This window comes from Mucilaginibacter rubeus, assembly GCF_014643835.1.
GTDB lineage: Bacteria > Bacteroidota > Bacteroidia > Sphingobacteriales > Sphingobacteriaceae > Mucilaginibacter > Mucilaginibacter rubeus.
This window is the reverse complement of the sequence record NZ_BMKD01000001.1, coordinates 944,034-965,820: the sequence shown is the minus strand read 5'-3', so window position 1 is coordinate 965,820 and position 21,787 is coordinate 944,034. Positions and strand designations below refer to the sequence as shown.

Genomic DNA, 21,787 nt, shown 5'->3' with positions numbered 1-21,787 from the left:
ATCTATGTTTAAATTGTTTAAACTCTATTTATAGATTAATACCGCATTTGGTATATCAAAATACGATAACACAAAACGGCTAAAATGATGTATATAAGTTAAGAGCTAATTTATAAACCATGATTCTGTTTAAACCATGTATTTGTTTTTGCGCCTTGGCGATGACCATATTTGCCTGCAAACAAAATAAACCGAAACCTGTATCAAATGATATTTCAAAAACAACAGTTACAGTAGCAGGTAAAAAAGATAGTGTGATCAATAATCCGCGCAAAAAATATGGGGAAGCAACGGTGGGCGATCCATGCGTAAAATGTTTGCTTGCAGTTATTCAGGATAGTAAAAGTTACAAAGAAAGTACTAATGGTATTTCGCCGCAAAGTATAAATTATACCATTAACTGGGTAAAAGCGTCGGCCCCTGCATTAACACCAGACACCAGTAACCAAACCAACGGTATAAGAGTTGACGTGAAGAAAGATGAAGACGGTGAAGACGCGCGTTTATGCTCATATATTTATAACAATACCAGCGGTACCATGTACCTGCTCAATAACCAAAATAAATATCAGCATGAAGTGTCAAGCATAACACCTGCCATTCTTAAAAAAATCCGCCATAGTTGTTACTGGGGCGTGGCATCACAATAGGTAGTTTGCTTTCAACAGTTAAACATACTTGCCCCTTACATTCTTCATCATTTTGTAAGCGCCCTTTAAAACATTGATCAGTGCATCGGTTTTCATGGGCTTGGCAATATAATCGTCCATGCCCTCACTTATACACATATCCCGGTCGTCGGGGCCGGCATTAGCGGTCATAGCAATGATAAAAGGCTGCTTAAAAGCATATTGACGAATATGCCGGGTTGCCTCAAAGCCATCCATCTCAGGCATTTGTACATCCATGAAAATTACATCGAAGGTTGGATTAGCCTTTAGTTTATCGAGCGTTTGATGCCCATTATGGGCCAGTTCAAAACTATAGCCCAGCTTCTCCAACATGCGGCTAATGAGCTTTTGATTAACCGTGTTATCTTCAGCCACAAGTATGCTGAGGGGGTGATCTTTCGCAAAATTTATATCAAGCAGTTTATCCGGCTTTGCTTCAGGAGCCGGCGCTTGTTTTTTCCCCTGGAACTCAGCCTGTAGGCTTTTACCTAATTGCGATTGTTTTACTGGCTTGGTTAAAATAGTTGAAAATAAACCCGGATATTTTTTCTTTGAACCATCGCCTATAGAACTAAGCATAATTACCGGCAATTCTCCATAATTGCTCTTGATTTCCCGCGCCAATCCCACACCATCCATCTCAGGCATTTCCATATCGGTTATAACCAGGTTAAATCCATTATTGGCAGTAAGGATGTCAAGCGCCTGCCTGCCCGAGGCCACCGCCACCGTTTGAATTCCCCATTGCTCGAGCTGCGTTTGCAGGATAAAGCGGTTCGTTTTATTATCGTCAATAATAAGCACCTTTTTGCCCTCCAGCTCTTCGGCATTAAAAACAATAGGTACATGTTTCGACTGTTTGTTGCTGATAGTGGCTTTTATGGTAAATACAAAAACAGAGCCTTCTCCATAAACACTTTCAGCCCATATTTCGCCCCCCATTAAGTTTACCAGGCGCTGGCTGATCACAAGGCCAAGCCCGGTGCCTCCATATTTCCGCGTCGTTGATGAATCAACCTGCGAAAAAGCATTAAACAAGGTTGTCAATTTATCCTCCGGGATCCCTATACCGGTATCCATTACACTAAAGCCAATCTCAATTTCCTTATCGCCAATATTTTTGGATAAAAATACTTTAATAAATACTTCGCCACGTTCCGTAAACTTAAGTGCATTGCCGGTTAAATTAGTGAGCACCTGTTTTAATCTCAAGCTATCGCCAACAATCTGCTGCGGCAGAGCGGGGTCAATCTGGTAAACCAGCTCCAGTTCGCGTTTGGCTGCATTTTGTGAAAAGATATCCATCACCTCTTCAATACACTGGCGCAGGTCAAAATCTTCCTGCTCCATTTCCATCTTTCCTGATTCAATTTTGGAGAAATCAAGGATATCATTGATCACATTTACCAAGCTATCACCGCAGGAAATAATGGTATCCGTATAATCGCGCTGCTCGGCATTCAGTTCAGTTTCGCCCAGTAGCGAGGCCATGCCAATAACGCCGTTCATGGGCGTTCTGATCTCATGGCTCATGGTAGCTAAAAATATGCTTTTGGCCTGGTTGGCTTTATCAGCTTCTTCCCGGGCCTCCCGTTCCTGTTCTTTTTGCAGTTGCAGCTCTTCCGACTGGGAAAGCAGTTCTTCGTTCAAAGCCTGTAACTCTTCTGACTGATTTTGGAGTTCGGCATTTAAGGTCTGCAGATTTTCGGACTGTGTTTTCAACTCTTCCGATTGTTGCATTACCTCGGCGGTACGTTCGCTGACCTGCTTTTCAAGCAGGTTTTTTTGTTTCACTATAGCATTTACTTTATAGCGATAAAATGCATAAATGGCTGTAACAATCAGCAAGATCAGCAAACTGATAAACCACCAGGTAAGCCAGAAAGGCGGAAGCACAGTAACATTCAGGCTTACCTGCCGGATAGACCATTTGCCATCGGCGCTGCGGCTTTTCACCCTGAATACATAATTTCCGGCCGGCAGATTGGTATACGTGGCCGTGTTTTTATTGCCTACATAATTCCAGGTTTTATCAAAGCCTTCGAGTAAATAAGCATAGGTTCCCTTATTGCTTAGGGCAAAGTCCATAGATACATATTCAAACGATATAACCGATTGATCATGCGTTAAAGCTATTGCTTTAGTTTCGGAAATATCTTCTTTCAGGGGCGACGGATCATCGCTGTTTTGAGCTACGCGGATAGATTTGTTATAAATCTGAAAATCAGTAAGCACCAGCGGAGGGTTATATATATTTTCATGGATATTTTCGGGATTGAACATGTTAAACCCGTTAACCCCGCCAAAGTACATAGTGCCATCATGACTTTTTACAGCCGAGTGAGGTTTAAACTCGTCGGCCTGTAAACCATCCTCAATGGTGAAATTTCTGAATTGGTTAGTTTTAGGATTGTATTTGGAAATGCCTTTATTGGTACTGATCCATAAATTACCGCTGTTATCTTCTTCAACCGCGTACGCATAATCATTGGGAAGGCCATCCTTTGCTTTAAAGTTTGTAACCTTACCTGTAGCAGGATTTAGGCGATAGATACCGCCGTAAGTGCAGATCCAGATATTACCCAGGTGATCTTCAAAAAGGTCGAGCGCTGTATTATTGCCTACCGCACTGTTCAGTTTTTCGTATTGTACCGGTTTAAATGAATCAGTTGCGGCATCATACAGGTTTACACCTCCATCATTCGTGCCCACCCAAAGGTTACCTTTCGAATCGCCAAGCAGCGAATTGATATTATCGCTGCTTATGCTTTTGGGGTTATTGGCTTTATGGCGGTAATGAATAAATTTATTGGTTTTAGGGTCAAATAAATCAAGCCCTGTCCCAAGCATGCCGAACCATAGTTTTCCATCAAGTGTTTTGGTTATGGCATAAATGTTATTGCCGCTTATGCTTGTACTGTCGTCCGGGTTGTGTTTAAATGTCCTGAACCTGCGGGTTTGCGGGTTCATCATGCTTACCCCATCGCCCCAGGTGCCAATCCACAGGTTATTTTTAGCATCTTCCTGTATAGCCAAAACATAGTTGCCGCAAATACTGGCATTGTCGTTTTTGTTATTTTTATAAACCTTAAACTCACCCTTCTCCGGATTGAAAAGATTTAGTCCGCCGCCATCTGTGCCTTGCCATACGTTGTTATTTTTGTCTTCGTAAATACTTAATACAAAGTTATTTGACAAGCTATTTGGCTGGGCGCCGTGCTTGTAGTGTATAAAGTTTTCGCTTGTTTTTTTATAAAAGTTAAGGCCTGATGCAAATGCAGCGATCCATATATTCCCACTCTTATCTTTTAGGATTACGTCTACCGAGTTATTAGCAATACTGCTGTTATCTACATCATCCTCAAAGTGGTTGTTGAATTTTCCTTCGGCATAATTAAAAATACTTAAACCGCCGTTTTCCGTACCTATCCACAAGTTATGATTACTGTCTTCGACCATGCATTGTACCGTGTTGTACGAAAGGGAATTATTATTGTACGGATCATTCTTATAATGAGTAAAAGTTTGGGTTGCCGGATTAAACAAATTAAGGCCCCCATCACTCACCCCAATCCATAAACGATGATCGCTATCTTCCAAAATAGCATTGACCTTGTTAGCTGATAGAGAGGAGGGGATGTTTTCATCATGAACAAAGCGGGTAAAATCATCGCTTTGAGGCTTATAAAGATTTAGTCCCCCGTAGGTTGTACCCACCCATACCTTATTTTGACTGTCTACATAAACTGTGCGGACATTGCTATCGCTTAAACTGGTTGCATCGGCTGCATTATAGCGGTAATGTGTAAACTTTTTTTTAGCAATATTAAACTGATCAAGACCTTCTTTTTGATTCGAGATCCACAGGTTGCCGCTTTTATCAAGCGCTATTTTAACTAAGATATCGCTCGCAATTGAATTGGTATTGTTTCGATTATGGCGATAATGGATAAAACGATCAAGTTTACGGTCATACATGTTTAAACCGCCACCGCTGGTCGAGATCCACAGGTTTCCGTTTTTGTCCTCAAGTACATCCTGAACAAAGCTGTTGCTGATACTGTTAGTATCGTTAACGATGTTTTTAAAAACTTTGAATTTGTTACCGTCATAACGGTTAAGACCGTCGCGCGTGCCCACCCATATAAAGCCGCGGCTATCCTGCATAATACAATTGATGTTTAACTCAGAAAGCCCCTCGCGGCTGCCGATATGCTGAAAATGAATGGGGCGGTTTTGTGAAAACACGCATAACGAAATAGCTTGCAACAATAAAACAAGATAACACTTATAGCTATTCATTAAAATATTTTTGGGCAAATTGAAGAAGTGGTTTAACCGTGCATGATTGGCTGCATTAAATTTAATAAAATTTACCGTTTATTAAATATCAGCTAATATCATTTACTATTTAAACGGCAGGGCAACAAATTTTGTTATACCATTTTAACAAAACAAACATTTACTTTTGCCATATGCAGCAACAGCCCAATAACCCCTTACATGGCAAAACCCTTGAGATGATCCTAAATGAATTGGTAGCTCACTTTGGCTGGAAAGAGTTGGGCACACGGATCCGGATCAATTGTTTTAATGATGATCCAAGTATAAAATCAAGCCTCAAATTTTTGAGAAAAACTGATTGGGCAAGGAAAAAGGTAGAAGAGTTGTATTTGGAGATAGTATAGTAAAAATGCGATGGAGACTTACGAAGTTTTTAAAACTTCGTAAGTCTGGATACAACGGAGTCTTTATCCGTGCTTTTTCTTCTTGTTCATTTTGGCCTTAGTACTGGCGCTTAAATTATAAGTTTTGGCATTCGACGCTTTCTTTTCATGAAAAGCTTCACCAACACCTGCGGGTTTAACATCTTCCTTAGCATCCGCTTTTTTAGGCTTCGACTCGGTTACTATCACCAGGTCATCCGGCAGCTCGGCTACAGGAATTTTATTCCCTATCATCTGCTCAATCTTTTTCACCTGGCTTAACTCAATATCAGTAGCAAATGTCATTGCCAGCGTTTCTTCCTTATCGTCAGGATTAGGATTTGCCACACGGCTAATAAACAGTTCATTATCTGCAGGCAAATCAAAATGGATCAGGAAGGGGATACCGCTCAGGTTAAGGTTTTCGTCATTTTCGTTAGTCACGATCAGGATTCTTGCACCTGCTTCGGCTTTAAACTCTTCAATGGTTTTGAACCCCTTTGAGTCGAAGAACTTAGGGTTTAAGTATGCCACACCTGTACGTAAACGACTTTTAAGGCTTTGGAAAAGCTTTTCGGCAGTTGTTTGGGTGTTTACAAATACAATGGTTTTAGTAAACAGTTCTTCATCGTACATGAATAAATTGAGCAGGTTTAGCTTGGTGCCAAAGTTTGGTACGTTATATAAAAGCTGCTCATGGGTTTCAATAGCCGTTTCGCCCAGCTCATCAACCTCAATTGTAGCCGGTTGCCTCATGAACGGATCAAGCATTTTTTCGAGTTTGGCGTGCATCACCTCGGTAAACACCAGGTGCTGGCCCTTGTCAATACTGTTAGCCAATTCAACAACCGGCAATTGCAAACCTTTTTTTACAATCTGGTCGGCATCATCTATTACCAGCAAATCAACTTTATTTAAATTTAAGGCCAGTTTAAGATAGATGGCCCTTGCCCTGTCGGGAGTGGCTACAACAATGTCGGCACCGTCGGCAAGCTCATCCATCTGGCTTTCAAAGCCAGGGGTGACGTACAGGCCAACTATGCGGATAGATTTATTTTTGTTAAGCCTGTCAAACTGTTCTATAACAGCAAACACTTGTTCTTTTTCGGGTACAAGCACCAATACGCGCGGAACGCCTTCGGGAGCATAGTTAAAGCGGTTTAATACGCCTAATACATAAGTGGTGGTTTTTCCGCTGCCTTCAGGGCCAATGGCAATAATGTCCTGCCCGCCAATAATGCGGTTGATGGTTTTAAGCTGGAGCTCTTTAGGGTTTGCAAAACCGGCTTCGTTTACCGAACGCAATAATTGTTTATTAAGCTTCAATTTATCAGACCACGCCATCAGGATACTATTAAAATTTAAAATGAGGGTGCAAAAGTACCAAATTAACGCGTCATATTTTTAAAAATCAGCAGATAAGACAGGGGAACTGCATCTAAATATTTAGCGGCGACGACTTGCTATAAGATTGCTAACAAAATAAGGTTATGATGTTGGTGAGCAATCAGCATCAAATGATACTTGTTTTATGGCCTGATCGCGGTTAATGTCCCTGATTTCATGTGTACCTGCTTTTGCCGATAATAGCCACAAACATTCGGACATGTTTAAGTGCTCAAAACATCAGTTAGTGTAACCCTTGCTTCGGCTTAAGTGTCTTAATATTAGATGTTTAAAAACGTTTTATTTAAAAAGTGTTAACCCTGTTAACCCCCATTTACATACGTTTGCCAGGGCAAATAAATGTTATAGGGGGTACCAGTCTGTACTGTTGAGCAGTGAAAATGCCGACCGCGGTTCAAGATCAAGGTAACGATACGTTACTTTTGAAAGATACAAGCCCTGGGGGTGTGCCGGAATAATGATTTTAGGTGTTTGTTGGTTGGCAATATAAAACTCAAATTCATCTGTGCTCATCTGTCCTTTGCCAATTTCAAGCAGGCGACCAACGGTGATCCTGATCATCTTATATAAAAAACGGTTGGCGGTAATGTTAAATCTGAGTTTGCTTCCATTGCCGTCGATATAAAGCCCTGCAGATTTTACGTGGCAAATAGTGTGCTCAATCCTGTCGGGCGTTTTGCATAAGGCGCGGAAGTCGGTGTAATGAGGCAGGATGGAAACAGCCTTTTTCATTGCATCCAAATCAAGATCCTGATCCGGATAAAGTGAACTGAAGTTACTAAGAAATGGGTCTTTATAATTATGGATGAAATAATCATAAGTACGGATCACGCCATCAAAACGGGCATGCGGGTCTCCCTGCATCGGGATAATATCAAATACAGCGATATCATCCGGCAGCAGTTTGTTAAGGCGGAATAGCAGGTCGAAATCTAAATTATCTGGAATATCTGCGTGAAAAAAATACTGACTTGCATGCACTTTGGCGTCTGTACGGCCGCAACCATTAATGGCAACAGGTTGTTTCAGGATTTTGGAGAGGGCCGTTTCAATCACTTCCTGTACGGTAATGGCTTTAGAAAGTTTTTGCCAGCCCGAATACCTTGCGCCGTGATAACCTATATGAAAAAAGTGCCGCTTTGTTGTTTTAAGCATAGTTTTCAAAAATGCAGATTATTTTAAAAATCCCGTATAAAACAAAAGCCCAATGTAATTAAACACCGGGCTTAATGTATATAAAACAATTGTTTATACTTTTTTTGGAGGCAGATCAAATGCGATAGCGTTATGCTCGAAATGGCCTTTGTGCGAACCATCACAAAATGGTTTGTTTGCTGATAAGCCGCAACGGCAAATAGAAACCACAGTACGGCCCTGTAAGCCGTAAGCGTTACCCTGCATATCAACAATTTCAAAATCGCCTTCTATTTTAACCGAACCGTTATTATTAATGGTAAGTTTAGTTTTCTCCATGTGTTAAATTTTGGCCAAAGTTAAAACTTGACAAGCCGTCAAAATTGTTTATTTGTTATTTAGAAGTGTTCCTGATTGGACGAAGCAGGAGGAGCGGATTAATTAGTTGAATGACTGGTTAAACGCTACAAGCACCTGCAAAAACACATCCCTGTCGAGTGCAAAGGAGGAAGGCTGTTCGGGTTTTAACGGTCTGCCATTTTTTATTTTAAGCGGAAATAACGCTATGAAATCACGGATACTGATTTCATACCTTAGCATAGGATCGCGGCGATGGATTTCTTCCAGCCTCATCTCAAAAAGGGAAACGCTTAGCGGGTCTGCAATCATTACTCAAAACTAAGATTTGTTTACTGCTCTGCAATGAAACACTGGCCATAAATGACAAACTTATGATGCGCAAAAACCCCACCGGGCGATCCATTCAACATAAATTTGCGATACAGGCTGCGGCCATTACATCACAAAAACATTAAACTATGGAATACAGACAATTAGGCGCATCCGGTTTAAGGGTGCCGGTATTAAGTTTTGGCACAGCCACATTTGGCGGCGGCAATGAGTTTTTTAAGGCATGGGGCAATACCCAGGTTGACGAGGCAAAGAAGCTAATAAATATTTGCCTTGATGCAGGTGTTAATTTATTTGATACCGCAAACGTTTATTCGCACGGCATATCTGAAGTAATATTAGGTAAGGCTCTGGAAGGTATCCGTAATGAAGTACTGATCTCAACCAAGGCTACTTTCACGATGGGAAAAGGGGTTAACGACTTCGGCTCATCACGCTATCACCTGATCAAATCGGCTGAGGACAGTCTTAAGCGTTTAAATACCGACAGGATTGATATTTATCATATGCACGGCTTTGATGCCAACACCCCGGTTGAAGAAACATTAAGGGCACTTGATGATTTGGTGACCAGCGGTAAAGTGCGCTACATTGCCTGCTCAAACTTTTCGGGCTGGCATTTAATGAAATCACTGTCGGTGTCTGAAAAATATGGATGGAGCCGTTATGTAGCCCATCAGGCATATTATTCGTTGCTTAACCGCGAGTTTGAATGGGAGCTGATGCCATTAGGTATCGATCAAAAAGTAAGCACTATTGTTTGGAGCCCGCTATCATCCGGCCAGCTTAGCGGAAAATTCAGGAGGGGAGAGCCGATCCCCGAAAACTCAAGGACCGTGCAGGGTGGCGCACATGGTCCGGCCACAAATTTTGAGCATTTATATGCCATCGTTGATGTGCTTGACGAAGTTGCTGAAGAAACCGGTAAATCTGTGGCACAGGTAGCATTGAACTGGTTACTGCAAAGGCCTACTATTGCCAACCTGGTAATTGGCGCACGTAACGAAGAGCAGCTTAAGCAAAACCTCGGCGCCATAGGATGGAATCTGACGGTTGAGCAGGTTAAAAAATTGGATGCCGCCAGCGAGGTAGACCCAATATATCCATACTGGCACCAGCGCCAGAACTTAAAGCTGGTACCGCTGCCAATACAATATTAAAAATCATTAACAGGAAAGCTTACGTAGTTTTACGTAAGCTTTCCTGTTAAATCCCGTAACAGTACGCTGTTATAGTTGTAATGATTGCTTTAGCTTTGCTTTTGAAGGTAATAAAATATCCATTATTACGATATCTAAACCTTATCACTATTAACCTTTCCTTTATGATTAAAAAACAATACCTTAAAGAAATAGCTATATCAGCTACCCAACAAAAAGGCAGCGCCTCAAACAATCAAAAAGAAGTAAGTAAAATTCAAAGCTGGCTTAACCTGTATGCGGTTACCAACCCTTCGGCAGGTACAGCAACAGGCATTGACGGGAGCTTTGGCCCGGGTACCGAAACAGCGGTTAAGAATTTCCAGAAGGCAAAAAACCTGCCGCAAACCGGCATTGTTGACAGTAGTGTTTTCGGTGAGTTATGCCAACCCATGATAAAAGCATTTAAAAGCCCAGTTGCAGGTACCGGCTTAAGGGAATTGGTTGTGAATACGGCTATACAGCATTTAAGCAACGCACCATTTGAACTTACTGTTAAGGGGCAAAGTAATTGCGGTCCCTGGGTGCGGGCCTATATGGATAATAATGAAGGAACGGAGTGGTTTTGGTGCATGGGTTTTGTACAAACCATTATTGACCAGGCTGCAAGCCAGTTAGGAAAAGATTTTCGTACACTTATGCCGCTAACCTACAGTTGCGATACTGTTGGTACTACCGGCATTAATAAAGGTTTGTTAAGCCGTGTTGCAACAGTAAGGTCTAATCCTGCTGTAGTAAGGCCCGGCGATATTTTCCTGGTTCAGAAAACGCCTAACGACTGGGTACATACAGGCATTGTTATTGGCGTACATGGCGACTTATTTGATACTATTGAAGGAAATACCAATACCGATGGAAGCAGCAACGGGAACGGCGTATACAAACGTGTACGTAATTTTCAATCTTCAAAGCTCGATGTTTTTTCGATACAACCTCTTGTTTAAGCATGTCCTGCAAATTAATACTCCCGGAGCCCCTTGATGGGGCTTTTCGCTTTAAAAGCTAAAAGCTTAAGGCTGAAAGCCTAAAGCCAATAGTTTGATAGTCGAAATTATTTAACGTTGACTATCTTCGCTTTCAGCCTTAGGCTTTTTGCTTTAAGCTTGAGTAACCTTTATGATCTTCGCTTTCCGCTTTAAGCTCAATTAAGTAACAGTTAAATTACAATTGCTTCATAAAAAAATGGCCGGATAGCTTTAGCCCTTTCCAAAACTTAGCTAATTTGCGGCGCAGTCCGCCGGGGCGCGCTTATCAACCCAATTAACCTGTTTTGAATATGATCAATCGTAGAAAGTTTATTCAATCCACTGCTGTAGCTGGTACAAGTTTCCTGCTTGCGCCTCAACTGTCAAAAGCCGCCGGATTTTTTAAAGGATCGCCCAACGAAAAAGTAGTATTAGGAATGATGGGCACCAACAGCCGCGGGCTGTACCTTGCCCAAAGTTTTGCTAAGCTGCCTAATGTAGAGATTGGGTATATCTGCGATGTTGACTCAAACGTGGTTGCTAAAACAATTGATGCTATCTATAAGCAAACACGGAAAAAGCCGAAGGGTTTAACGGATATCCGCAAAATGCTGGAGATAAAGGATCTTGATGCAGTAGTGGTTGCGCCGCCCGATCACTGGCATGCACCCGCAACAATTATGGCCTGTCAGGCCGGTAAACACGTTTATGTAGAAAAACCATGCAGTCATAATCCGCATGAAGGGGAAATGGCTGTTGAAGCGGCAAATAAATATAAACGACTGGTGCAAATGGGGAGCCAGCGCCGTTCGTTCTCTAATGTGCAGGCTATGGTAAAAGAATTGCATGAAGGTGTAATCGGTCGTACCTATTATGCTAAAGGTTGGTATACCAACCACCGCGCAAGTATTGGCAAAGGTAAACTCGCACCTGTGCCGCCCAACTTAAATTATGATTTATGGCAGGGCCCGGCGCCAAGAAAGCCTTACCAGGATAACCTGATCCATTATAACTGGCATTGGTTTTGGAACTGGGGTACAGGCGAAGCGCTTAATAATGGCACGCATGAACTCGACGTAATTCGTTGGGGGCTCGGTGTCGACTATCCCAACAAGGTAGTATCAACAGGTGGCCGGTTCCATTTTAATGATGACTGGCAAACACCCGATACACAAAATATCCTTTACAATTTCCCTAACAACACAGCAGCCGAATGGGAGTGCCGCAGTTGCAATGGTTTCGATATTGAAAAATTAAGCAGGGGGGTAGTATTTTATGGCGATAAAGGCACCCTGTTTTATGACAGCGGCAATAGCTACCGGGTTTACGACGGTGATAACAAATTGGTAAAAGAAATTAAAGATGATACCAAGGTTGATGGCACCAACAAGGTAAGCCCAACGGAGGCGTTGGATGGCTTCCACATGAAAAACTTTGTCGACTCAGTAAGAGGTACAGATAAACTGAACTGCCCGATTGAGATCGGTTTCAAATCAACCCTGTTGCCGCAATTAGGCAATATCTCATATCGCGTTGATCGTGTATTGCATATCGATCCAAATAATGGTCATATTTTAAATGACCCTGAAGCTCAAAAGCTTTGGAGCCGCGAATATGAAAAGGGTTGGGAAGTGAAAGTGTAATTTCTTAATTACGCTGTTGCTTCGTGTTCGCAATGACGATTTATTTTAATCAAACAAGAAAATATCAAATATGAAAAAAATAATCTACCCTGCAATTATGCTTTTGGCGTCAACGGCATTTAGCCCAGTAAGCGCGCAAACCAAACTGTTTGATGGTAAAACCCTAAAAGGCTGGAAAAAACTTGCCGGCAATGCCGATTATAAAGTAGAGGACGGAGCCATAGTAGGCACTACTGTACTCAACTCGGGCAATTCATTTTTAGTTACCGAAAAGGAATACGGTAATTTTATATTAGAGTTGGATGCAAAAATTGAAAGTGAGTTGAGTAATTCGGGCGTGCAAACCCGCAGCCATTACGACCCGGCCGGTAATAAGGGCAAAGGAAAAGTTTATGGCAGGCAATTTGAAATAGACCCATCTTCACGCAAATGGACTGGTGGCATTTATGACGAAGGCCGGCGCGATTGGCTATACCCGCTTGATCTGAACCCTAAAGCCAAGGATGCTTTTAAAGTAGGCGAATACAATCACATCAAAATTGAATGCATCGGCAACGAGATGAAAACATGGGTAAACGGTGTCCCTGCAAGCGATGTTGTTGATACTATCGACAGCAAAGGCTTTATCGCTTTACAGGTGCATGCGGTAAGCGAAGAAAAGCAGGCTAATAAAAAGGTATACTTCAAAAACATAAACATTAAAACCACTAATTTAAAAGCTACCCGGTTTCCAAAGGATGTGTATGTTGTTAACCTTACACCAAACAGCATAACTGCTGCTGAAAAAGCAAACGGATGGAAATTATTATACGATGGCAAAACCAATACAGGCTGGCGCGGTGCTACCCTTAAAGGTTTCCCGGATAAAGGCTGGGAATATGCTGACGGTACTATGCATGTGCTGCCCTCTGCCGGACAGGAAGAATCTGGCGGCGGCGATATCGTCACCAATGATAATTATAGCGCTTTTGACCTGTCGTTTGAGTTTAAGCTTACTCCGGGTGCTAATAGCGGTGTCAAATATTTTGTCACCCTGTCTGAAGTTACCAAAGGGTCGGCTATTGGCCTGGAGTACCAGGTACTTGATGATAAACTGCACCCCGATGCCAAACTTGGCCGTGATGGCGACCGTACATTAGCCTCGTTGTATGACCTTATCAAAGCCAATAAACAAGAACGTTTTATACACCCGATAGGTGCCTGGAATACTGGTCGTGTGGTAGTATATCCAAACAACCATGTTGAGCACTACCTGAACGGCGTTAAAGTGCTGGAATACGACCGTGGTTCAAAAGCTTTTCGCGACCTGGTAGCCATCAGCAAGTACAAAATCTGGAAAAACTTCGGCGAAGCTCCCGAGGGCCATTTATTGCTACAAGATCATGGCAATGAGGTGTTTTTTAGAAGTATTAAGGTTAAGAACTTAAAATAAAAATAGCTTCAAATTGCGGAATCCGGACTTGCGAAGTTTTAAAACTTCGCAAGTCCGGATTCATCGTTACTTTTAAACTATCGTTCCCCCTTTAGGAGGTTAGGGTGCTACAACGAACTCCTCAACCTCACCGTAAACGGCACTGCAAAATGCTCGTGGCAGTTATTCAACGCAAACTCGGCGGTTTTGCTGCCCATTAATTTAAAATCGGTTGAGATGGTGGTGATACCGTCAAGAATGATCTCTTTAAGCGCCGTTTCGTTATAGGATATCACGCCAACGTCCTTAGCCACTTTTAGATCGGAAGCGATGATTTTTTTAATGAGCTCAACCAGGTCATCCTCTGTAAGACTGATATATACCGTATTTTTTTGGATTGTTTCTGTCGATAGCGTTTCAACGATATCATACTCAAAAGCATACTGCCTGCAAAAATTCAGGAACCCCTTCATGATCTCTTTAGAATGATAGGTTTTACCGGGGAAAATCAGCTTGAGCGTATGGTATTTACTCAGGTTATCCAACATGTTCTTCAGTGCTTCATAGACATCCGTAGCAAAATTCTCATATATCGCTGCAAATTTACCGTTTACACCAGGTACAAGGTTATCCAGTAAAATCAGCTTGTCTTTAGGGATGGTGTTGATGATTTCATGGGCCTTGGTTTCATTATCTAAAAAATGTGGGATAATGATGTATTTGGCATAATCGCTCTGAATATTCTCGGCAATGATCTTTTTAAAAAAGTAAAAATCATTGTTGTAGATATAAAAATCTATGGCGGCCTGCTCACCAATGGTAGCAACAAAGGCGTCATAAATAATTTTCTTATGCGCGCTGAGTTTGTTGAATAACAGGAAAATCTTAAGCGGCTTCTGAAAATCGGTATTGGAAATAAAAAAGCCTTTTCCCGGAACAGAGCTTACTATGCCTTTTTCCTTCAATTCTTTATAAACGCGCTCAATGGTATTACGTGAAGTATCCAGTGCATAGCTGAGATCATTGATAGAAGGGAGCATATCATCCTTTACAATCTGCCCGCTTTCAATGGCCCTGATAATAGCATTGGAGAGTTGCAGGTACTTAGGCGTAATGGAGTATTCGTCGATTGACAGGATCTTTAAATAGTTCTTCACAACACAAATGTAATATTTGAAAATAAAACTCTATCGACAACAGGATAGACAAGGATGGTTATATCAAACTATCGATCAATACAGAATCAACGAAATCAGCATAATCAAAAAATCAACGGTCTTTCTTCTTAAACGCATAATACAAATACCCCAGCGCCGGCAATATAAATAAGCTACCTACCAATAAACCAATCCCTAAGTCATCAATACTGTTGCTGTTGGCGTGTTCGGTAAGTAAAGACATGGAGCTGCCGTCCTTAAAAATAACAAATCTCGGGAAACGCGAAAACCCAACCGATATCAGGATCATACACACCTGGAAAGCAGCAAGTACCCTAATCCATTGCCGGTTACGGCGATGTGATATGATCAGATAAAGTACTGCCAATGAAATGGTTGCAGCTATTACTGCAACTAAACTTACAGGATTGCCAAAAATCCAGTTAGCGAGGTGAACATGTTCAAAATGAGATGCCAGGAATACCAATGCACCGCATATTACGGCAGCAATGTTCATGATCTTCGCCTTGCGGATGTAGCGTTTAATTTCGTCAACATCTTCCGTTTCACCAACTATATAAATAGCTGCAAGGAAGCCACACAGTGCCACGGTAAAAAAGCCAACAGATACCGAAAACCAATTGAACCAGCTAAAGATGTAAGCGTGCAGAAAATCAGTGGCTTTAGGATCAATCTGCCCGGATAGGGCGCTGCCTGCAATGATGCCCAGGAACAACGGCGTAACAAAACTTGAATAAAAGAATATATGCGTATAAAATGCCTGTGTTTTTTCGTCCTTAATAGCATCATAGTTACGGAACGAAAATGCGGTACCCCGGGCTATAACGCCAAGCAACATCACCAGCAGCGGAATATGCAGGTAGATGCACATTTCGCTATAGATAACAGGAAAGCCCACAAACAAAACTACCACGGTAATAATAAGCCACATGTGATTGGCCTCCCAAATAGGGCCGATAGCCTGGTACATGATCTTGCGCGTGCGGTGTTTATTGTCAGTTGATGTAAAAAGTTCGATAATGCCAGCGCCGAAATCAGCTCCGCCCAATAAAAAGTAGAGGGTGATAGCCGCAAAAAGAAATAGGATTACAATATATAGCATCATGACTGTGCGGTTTTACGGTCATACAATTCAGGCACCATCTGGATTTGCCTTTTTAATAAAAATATAACAGCTACACTCAGCGTAAAATAAATAAAGCTGAACAGGTAAAACGAATATTGGATACCCGGCATTGGCGTAACTGCCTCGCTGGTACGCATAACACCTTGTATGATCCAGGGCTGCCGGCCAATCTCGGTCACCGTCCAGCCGGCCTCGAGGGCTATAAAGCCCAGTGGAGTTGCCCAGATAAAGGTTTTCAGGAACCATGGTTTGGAGAGCAGGTCCTTCTTTTTCCAGAGCTCGTAAAAGTAAATAATCCCGATCAGCATCATCAAAACACCTATCCCAACCATAATCTGGAAAGCATAGTGCGTAACAGCTACCGGCGGCTGGTTTTTAACAGGGATCTTGTCCAACCCGTTTACCTGTGTTTTAAAATTGTCATGTACTAAAAAGCTTAACAGGCCGGGGATCTCTAAACCGTAATTCACTTTTTTCGCAGCGGTATCAGGAATACCACCGATAACAAGGGGTGCATATTCCTGGGTGTGGAAGTAGGCTTCCATTGCGGCCAGTTTTGCAGGCTGGCGTTTAGCTGCGTTTTTGGCTGATAAGTCGCCGCTGAAAGGTTGTAAAATAGCTGCGGCTGCTCCAAAGATGATAGCTATTTTAAACGCCTTAGTATGGAAAGCGATATTCTTTTTACGGTAGATCATGAGCGCATGGATCCCAGCCACTGCAAAGCCTGTGGCCGAAAAGGCGGCTATGATCATATGTAATGACTCGGAAAACCAGGCCTTGTTAAACATGGCTTTTACAGGGTCGATATTGACATACTGTCCGTTCACAAAATCAAAACCGGATGGACTATTCATCCATGAATTGGCTGACACTACGAGGATACCTGATGCAACGCCGCTTATACCGACAATAACCCCGGCTGTCCAATGTACCCAGTTATTTAATTTGTTCCAGCCATAAAGGAATAAGCCAAGTGCTATAGCTTCGATGAAAAAGGCGACGCCTTCTAACGAAAACGGCATCCCGAAGATCGGTCCGGCGTGTTTCATGAAGCCTGGCCAAAGCAACCCGAGTTCAAAAGAGAGCATGGTGCCGGATACCGCACCGGTAGCAAAAAATATAGCTACGCCTTTACTCCAGGCTACAGTGATGTTTTTATAAACCGGGTCCTGAGTTTTGATCCATTTATAATGCGATATAGCCATGAAAACCGGCATTACCATACCGATACAGGAGTATATGATATGAAAACCTAAGGATAAAGCCATTTGAGATCTGGCGGCTAAAAAATCATCCATACGTGTTATACTTAAATAATGGTTGAAATTAAAGCTTAATGTAACAAATCTGTAACTAAATGCTTATCGATATTGAATTTAAAATATGTTTTTTATCGGGAAAGAGTTGGATTTGTGGTGGAATTTTAGTAAAAATTACGAATAAAAAAATGTCATTGAGGCACGAAGCGATCGCACGGAAGCATGGCCGCTCTGTATAGCATGCGATTGCCGCGCTACGCAATGACATTTATTTTAATCTTTATAAATCATCAATCTTATAAGGAGCTAACTTATCCCTTCTTTGCTGTTGATCCTCTTATAATCAATTCAGGCTTAATACTGATGATCTTGGGTTTAACCGAAACCTCGATGCTGGCAATCTCCTGGAAAAACAGGTTGCCAATGGTTTTGCCCATATAAACACTAAATTGATCTATAGTAGTTATCGATGGACTGGTAATCTCCGTAAAAGCTTCATTGGAGTAGCCGCAAATACCCAATTCTGACGGTACCTTGATATTCATGATATTAGCTACCTCCAAGACACCTAAAGCCGAAAAGTCAGATGTAGAGGCAAATATAGCATCCGGCGGGTGGGGGAGGTTAAGCAGTTTACGGGTAGCTTCGGCACCAAGCTCCTTTGTCCACGCATTTTCAACCACCAGTTCATCTATAACTTTCACCTTATGCGTTTCTAATGCCCTTAGGTACCCGTTTTTTCGCTGGCGAAAAATGTTTAGGTTTTGCGGGCCTTCAAGTAAGGCGATACGTTTATAGCCGTTCTCTATCAGGTGCGATACCGCTTCAAATGAAGCCTGTTCGTTATCGTTGATCACTTTAAGTGTTTCCAGTTCTTCAGCAACACGGTCAAACTGGATCAGCTGAATACCATGGTCAAGCACATTTTGCAGGTGCTGGTAATCATAGCTATCGGCCGATACCGAGATCACAATACAATCCACATGCTGGTTAATGAGCGTATTAACGCACTGGATCTCTTTATCATGCACTTCGCCCGACTGGCAGATGATGAGGTTATATCCTTTTTGATAAGTTGTTTCCTCAATGCCAGCTATCACGTTACTGAAAAAGTTCTGATTTATCCGCGGCACCACTACGCCAATAGTTTTTGAATGCCCTTTGCGTAGGTTGGAGGCAAGGGTGTTGCGTTTATAATTGAGCTCATCGGCGGTTTTGATGATCAGCTCCCTGGTTTTTTCGTTCACCTGGCTGCTGTTATTCAGCGCTCTTGATACAGAAGACGCGGTTATGCCGAGCTTAGCGGCAATGTCATAAATGGTGGTGCGTTTAACTTTCTTCATTATAGCGTGCAAGTTGGAAAAAATATTTTACGCAATCGATTGCAATTTTTATTTATTTCTTTATTTTCGTTGCGTTAAGTTACCAATTAATAAATACAACCAAAAAATCATACAAAAATCTGAATAGGCTATGCTGTTATTAGGGATCGATATAGGTACTTCGTCGGTAAAAGTAAGTGTTGTTGACGCCGCAACGCAAAATACAATCGCTTCGGCACAATACCCTGACCAGGAGTCGCCAATTAAAGCCTTGCATCCCGGCTGGGCCGAACAATCTCCGTCTATGTGGTGGGAGCAGGCACAAAAAGCATTGGAGCGCTGTCATGCTAAAGGCAATTATAATTCAAAAGATATAGCAGCAATAGGTATAGCGTACCAAATGCACGGCCTGGTATTGGTTGATAAAGATCAAAATGTTTTACGCGATAGTATTATATGGTGCGACAGTCGCGCCGTTGAAATTGGCGATAAAGCCTTTGGTATAATAGGAGAAGAACATTGCCTGTCGCACCTGCTCAATTCGCCGGGTAACTTTACGGCCTCAAAACTGGCTTGGGTAAAGGAAAATGAACCGGAGATCTACAGTAAAATTGATAAGATCATGCTGCCTGGTGATTATATCGCCATGAAACTTACCGGCGAGATCACCACATCTGTATCGGCATTGTCTGAAGGTGTGTTCTTCGATTTCAAAACCAATGGCATCTCTAAAGAGATCATCAATTACTTTGGTTTTGATACCAGCCTGTTCCCGGTTATCAATCCTGTTTTTTCATCGCACGGAAGTTTGCAGGCATCCGTTGCCGAAAAACTGAATTTAAAGGCAGGTATTCCGGTTACTTATAAATCCGGCGACCAACCCAACAACGCTTTATCATTAAATGTACTTAACCCCGGCGAAGTAGCTGCTACTGCAGGTACTTCTGGCGTGATATATGGTGTGGATGATCAGCTGGTTTATGACCAGCAATCACGCATCAATACCTTTGCGCACGTTAATTATGCCGATGAGCAAAAGAGGCTTGGTGTACTGCTTTGCATTAACGGAACCGGCAGTTTGTATCGCTGGGTAAAAAACACCTTCGGTACAGGCTATACCTATAACCAAATGAACGCAGAAGCTGAAAAAGCACCTTTGGGCAGCGAAGGCTTACAGGTACTGCCTTTTGGCAATGGTGCCGAGCGTATGTTAAATAATAAGCAGGTTGGTGCGCATTTTCAAAATATCGACCTTAACCTGCACACCCCCGCACATATTTTCAGGGCTGTGCAGGAGGGGATAGCCTCGTCGTTCCGTTATGGCTTTGACATTATGCGCGGCAATGGTATGAACCCTACTGTGATCCGTGCGGGCAAAAGCAACCTTTTCCTGAGCGATCTGTTTACCCAAACTTTTGTAAATGCTACAGGCGTTCCTGTCGAGCTCTATAATAACGACGGTAGTGTAGGTGCGGCCTTAGGCGCAGGTATAGGCGCAGGCATCTTCAAATCACCGGCTGAGGCATTCAGTAATATCAAGGCCATTAAACTGGTTGAACCTACTACAGACCAATTTGAACCCGTTTACCAGGAGTGGAAAGAGCTTTTAGAAACGAAACTGAGGTGAAAGGGAAAAGGTTAAAGGCGAAAGGTGTTGCCCGTGTATCCAAATAAATAATTAAACAATTGCCCAATAAAAAAATCACTAATTCAATAACTCACTAATTCAATAATTAAAATGATAGTAACAGGCGAAAAAGAATTTTTCAAAGAAATAGGCCAGATCAAATTTGAAGGCCTTGAATCAGACAACCCGCTGGCGTTTCGCTGGTATGATGCAGATCGGGTAGTGGCAGGCAAAACCATGAAGGATCATTTACGCTTTGCAGGTGCATACTGGCATTCGTTCTGCGGTAACGGTGCCGATCCGTTTGGCGGCGCTACACACGTTTTCCCTTGGGATGAAAAAGCTGACGCTGTTGAGCGAGCTAAAGACAAAATGGATGCAGCGTTTGAGTTCTTGACCAAAATGAACCTGCCTTACTACTGTTTCCACGACGTTGATGTGGTTGACTATGGTAATGATGTTGCTGAAAACGACCGCCGTTTGCAGGCTTTGGTTGATTATGCCAAACAAAAACAGGCTGCCAGCGGTGTAAAATTACTTTGGGGTACTGCAAACCTGTTCAGCCACAAACGTTATATGAACGGTGCATCAACCAACCCCGATTTTCATGTATTGGCTCATGCCGGTGCGCAGGTAAAAGCGGCACTTGACGCAACGATTGCATTAGGCGGCGAAAATTATGTTTTCTGGGGTGGTCGTGAAGGTTATATGAGCCTGCTGAATACCGATATGAAACGCGAACAGGAGCATTTGGCTAAGTTTTTACATACTGCTAAAGATTATGCCCGCAAGCAAGGTTTTAAAGGCACGTTCTTTATTGAGCCAAAACCATGCGAGCCAACCAAACACCAGTATGATTATGATGCGGCCACCGTATTAGGTTTTTTACAGAAATACGACCTGATCAACGATTTTAAACTGAACCTTGAAGTTAACCACGCTACTTTAGCAGGTCATACTTTCCAGCACGAATTACAGGTTGCTGCCGATTCGGGTTTATTAGGTTCGATAGATGCAAACCGCGGTGACACGCAAAACGGCTGGGATACCGACCAGTTCCCTAACGATATTAATGAAGTAACCGAGTGCATGCTGATCATTCTTGAGGCAGGCGGTTTCCAGGGTGGTGGTATTAATTTTGATGCCAAGATCCGCCGTAACTCAACTGACCCGGCTGATTTGTTCTACGCTCACATTGGTGGCATGGACCTTTTCGCAAGGGCTTTGGTTACTGCTGACAACATTTTGCAAAAATCGGAGTATAAAAAATTACGTACCGACAGGTATGCCTCATTTGATACCGGCACCGGGAAAGATTTTGAAGAGGGTAAGGTTTCTTTGGAAGATTTGCGTAACTATGCGATAGCTAACGGCGAACCTAAAGTGACAAGCGGTAAACAAGAATACATCGAAAATTTGATAAATCGATATATATAGTTTATAATTGTC

Annotated in this window: 17 protein-coding genes; 8 read left to right on the top strand and 9 right to left on the bottom strand. The window is 42.4% G+C overall.

What is annotated here, in order from left to right:
• Positions 1 to 119: 119 nt before the first annotated feature.
• Entirely contained in the window at positions 120 to 650 is a 531-nt protein-coding gene (locus IEX80_RS03860; RefSeq protein ID WP_176624770.1) for a hypothetical protein, read from the top strand.
• Between the two features lie 18 nt (positions 651 to 668).
• Here the strand turns inward: IEX80_RS03860 and IEX80_RS03855 are convergent, their stop codons facing one another.
• Complete coding sequence (locus IEX80_RS03855; protein WP_188831961.1) at positions 669 to 4,973, bottom strand: hybrid sensor histidine kinase/response regulator; 4,305 nt, start codon at positions 4,971 to 4,973, stop codon at positions 669 to 671.
• A 173-nt stretch (positions 4,974 to 5,146) separates the two neighbouring features.
• Here IEX80_RS03855 and IEX80_RS03850 point away from each other — a divergent pair, with 173 nt between their 5' ends.
• Positions 5,147 to 5,359: a VF530 family protein gene (locus tag IEX80_RS03850; protein WP_091170888.1), complete on the top strand. Its 213-nt coding sequence runs from the start codon at positions 5,147 to 5,149 to the stop codon at positions 5,357 to 5,359.
• Positions 5,360 to 5,422: 63 nt separating this feature from the next.
• On the opposite strand, the gene IEX80_RS03845 is transcribed toward IEX80_RS03850, so the two are convergent.
• From IEX80_RS03845 to IEX80_RS03830, 4 genes are all read right to left on the bottom strand, one after another.
• A complete protein-coding gene (locus IEX80_RS03845) occupies positions 5,423 to 6,721 on the bottom strand; it encodes a DEAD/DEAH box helicase (protein WP_188831960.1) in 1,299 nt (432 codons plus the stop codon).
• A 405-nt stretch (positions 6,722 to 7,126) separates the two neighbouring features.
• Positions 7,127 to 7,939, bottom strand: a complete 813-nt coding sequence (locus IEX80_RS03840; RefSeq protein WP_188831959.1) for a tRNA pseudouridine synthase A — start codon at positions 7,937 to 7,939, stop codon at positions 7,127 to 7,129.
• A 93-nt stretch (positions 7,940 to 8,032) separates the two neighbouring features.
• A complete protein-coding gene (locus IEX80_RS03835; protein WP_090525766.1) occupies positions 8,033 to 8,257 on the bottom strand; it encodes a CDGSH iron-sulfur domain-containing protein in 225 nt (74 codons plus the stop codon).
• 102 nt (positions 8,258 to 8,359) lie between these two features.
• A complete protein-coding gene (locus IEX80_RS03830; RefSeq protein ID WP_139159937.1) occupies positions 8,360 to 8,587 on the bottom strand; it encodes a hypothetical protein in 228 nt (75 codons plus the stop codon).
• A gap of 149 nt (positions 8,588 to 8,736) precedes the next feature.
• On the opposite strand from IEX80_RS03830, the gene IEX80_RS03825 reads away from it, so the two are divergent.
• From IEX80_RS03825 to IEX80_RS03810, 4 genes are all read left to right on the top strand, one after another.
• Positions 8,737 to 9,768, top strand: a complete 1,032-nt coding sequence (locus IEX80_RS03825; protein ID WP_188831958.1) for an aldo/keto reductase — start codon at positions 8,737 to 8,739, stop codon at positions 9,766 to 9,768.
• Between the two features lie 164 nt (positions 9,769 to 9,932).
• Entirely contained in the window at positions 9,933 to 10,751 is an 819-nt protein-coding gene (locus tag IEX80_RS03820; protein WP_188831957.1) for a peptidoglycan-binding domain-containing protein, read from the top strand.
• Positions 10,752 to 11,083: 332 nt separating this feature from the next.
• Positions 11,084 to 12,415, top strand: a complete 1,332-nt coding sequence (locus IEX80_RS03815; RefSeq protein ID WP_188831956.1) for a Gfo/Idh/MocA family protein — start codon at positions 11,084 to 11,086, stop codon at positions 12,413 to 12,415.
• A 70-nt stretch (positions 12,416 to 12,485) separates the two neighbouring features.
• Positions 12,486 to 13,847 carry a 3-keto-disaccharide hydrolase gene (locus IEX80_RS03810; RefSeq protein ID WP_188831955.1) on the top strand — a complete coding sequence of 454 codons (1,362 nt, stop codon included), beginning with the start codon at positions 12,486 to 12,488 and terminating at the stop codon, positions 13,845 to 13,847.
• 107 nt (positions 13,848 to 13,954) lie between these two features.
• On the opposite strand, the gene IEX80_RS03805 is transcribed toward IEX80_RS03810, so the two are convergent.
• The 4 genes from IEX80_RS03805 to IEX80_RS03790 all read right to left on the bottom strand — a co-directional run bounded on the left by IEX80_RS03805 (position 13,955) and on the right by IEX80_RS03790 (position 18,732).
• Positions 13,955 to 14,983 (bottom strand): GntR family transcriptional regulator, encoded by a 1,029-nt coding sequence (locus IEX80_RS03805; protein ID WP_188831954.1) that lies wholly within the window; start codon positions 14,981 to 14,983, stop codon positions 13,955 to 13,957.
• A 112-nt stretch (positions 14,984 to 15,095) separates the two neighbouring features.
• Positions 15,096 to 16,109 carry a cytochrome d ubiquinol oxidase subunit II gene (locus tag IEX80_RS03800; protein ID WP_308421675.1) on the bottom strand — a complete coding sequence of 338 codons (1,014 nt, stop codon included), beginning with the start codon at positions 16,107 to 16,109 and terminating at the stop codon, positions 15,096 to 15,098.
• Positions 16,106 to 17,428 (bottom strand): cytochrome ubiquinol oxidase subunit I, encoded by a 1,323-nt coding sequence (locus IEX80_RS03795; protein WP_188831953.1) that lies wholly within the window; start codon positions 17,426 to 17,428, stop codon positions 16,106 to 16,108. Before IEX80_RS03795 ends, IEX80_RS03800 begins: the two co-directional genes overlap by 4 nt.
• Before the next feature lie 272 nt (positions 17,429 to 17,700).
• A complete protein-coding gene (locus IEX80_RS03790; protein WP_188831952.1) occupies positions 17,701 to 18,732 on the bottom strand; it encodes a LacI family DNA-binding transcriptional regulator in 1,032 nt (343 codons plus the stop codon).
• Positions 18,733 to 18,862: 130 nt separating this feature from the next.
• On the opposite strand from IEX80_RS03790, the gene IEX80_RS03785 reads away from it, so the two are divergent.
• Together IEX80_RS03785 and xylA are read left to right on the top strand one after the other, a co-directional pair.
• Positions 18,863 to 20,338 (top strand): xylulokinase, encoded by a 1,476-nt coding sequence (locus IEX80_RS03785; RefSeq protein WP_188831951.1) that lies wholly within the window; start codon positions 18,863 to 18,865, stop codon positions 20,336 to 20,338.
• Between the two features lie 111 nt (positions 20,339 to 20,449).
• Positions 20,450 to 21,775 carry a xylose isomerase gene (xylA, locus tag IEX80_RS03780; RefSeq protein WP_188831950.1) on the top strand — a complete coding sequence of 442 codons (1,326 nt, stop codon included), beginning with the start codon at positions 20,450 to 20,452 and terminating at the stop codon, positions 21,773 to 21,775.
• Positions 21,776 to 21,787: the final 12 nt, after the last annotated feature.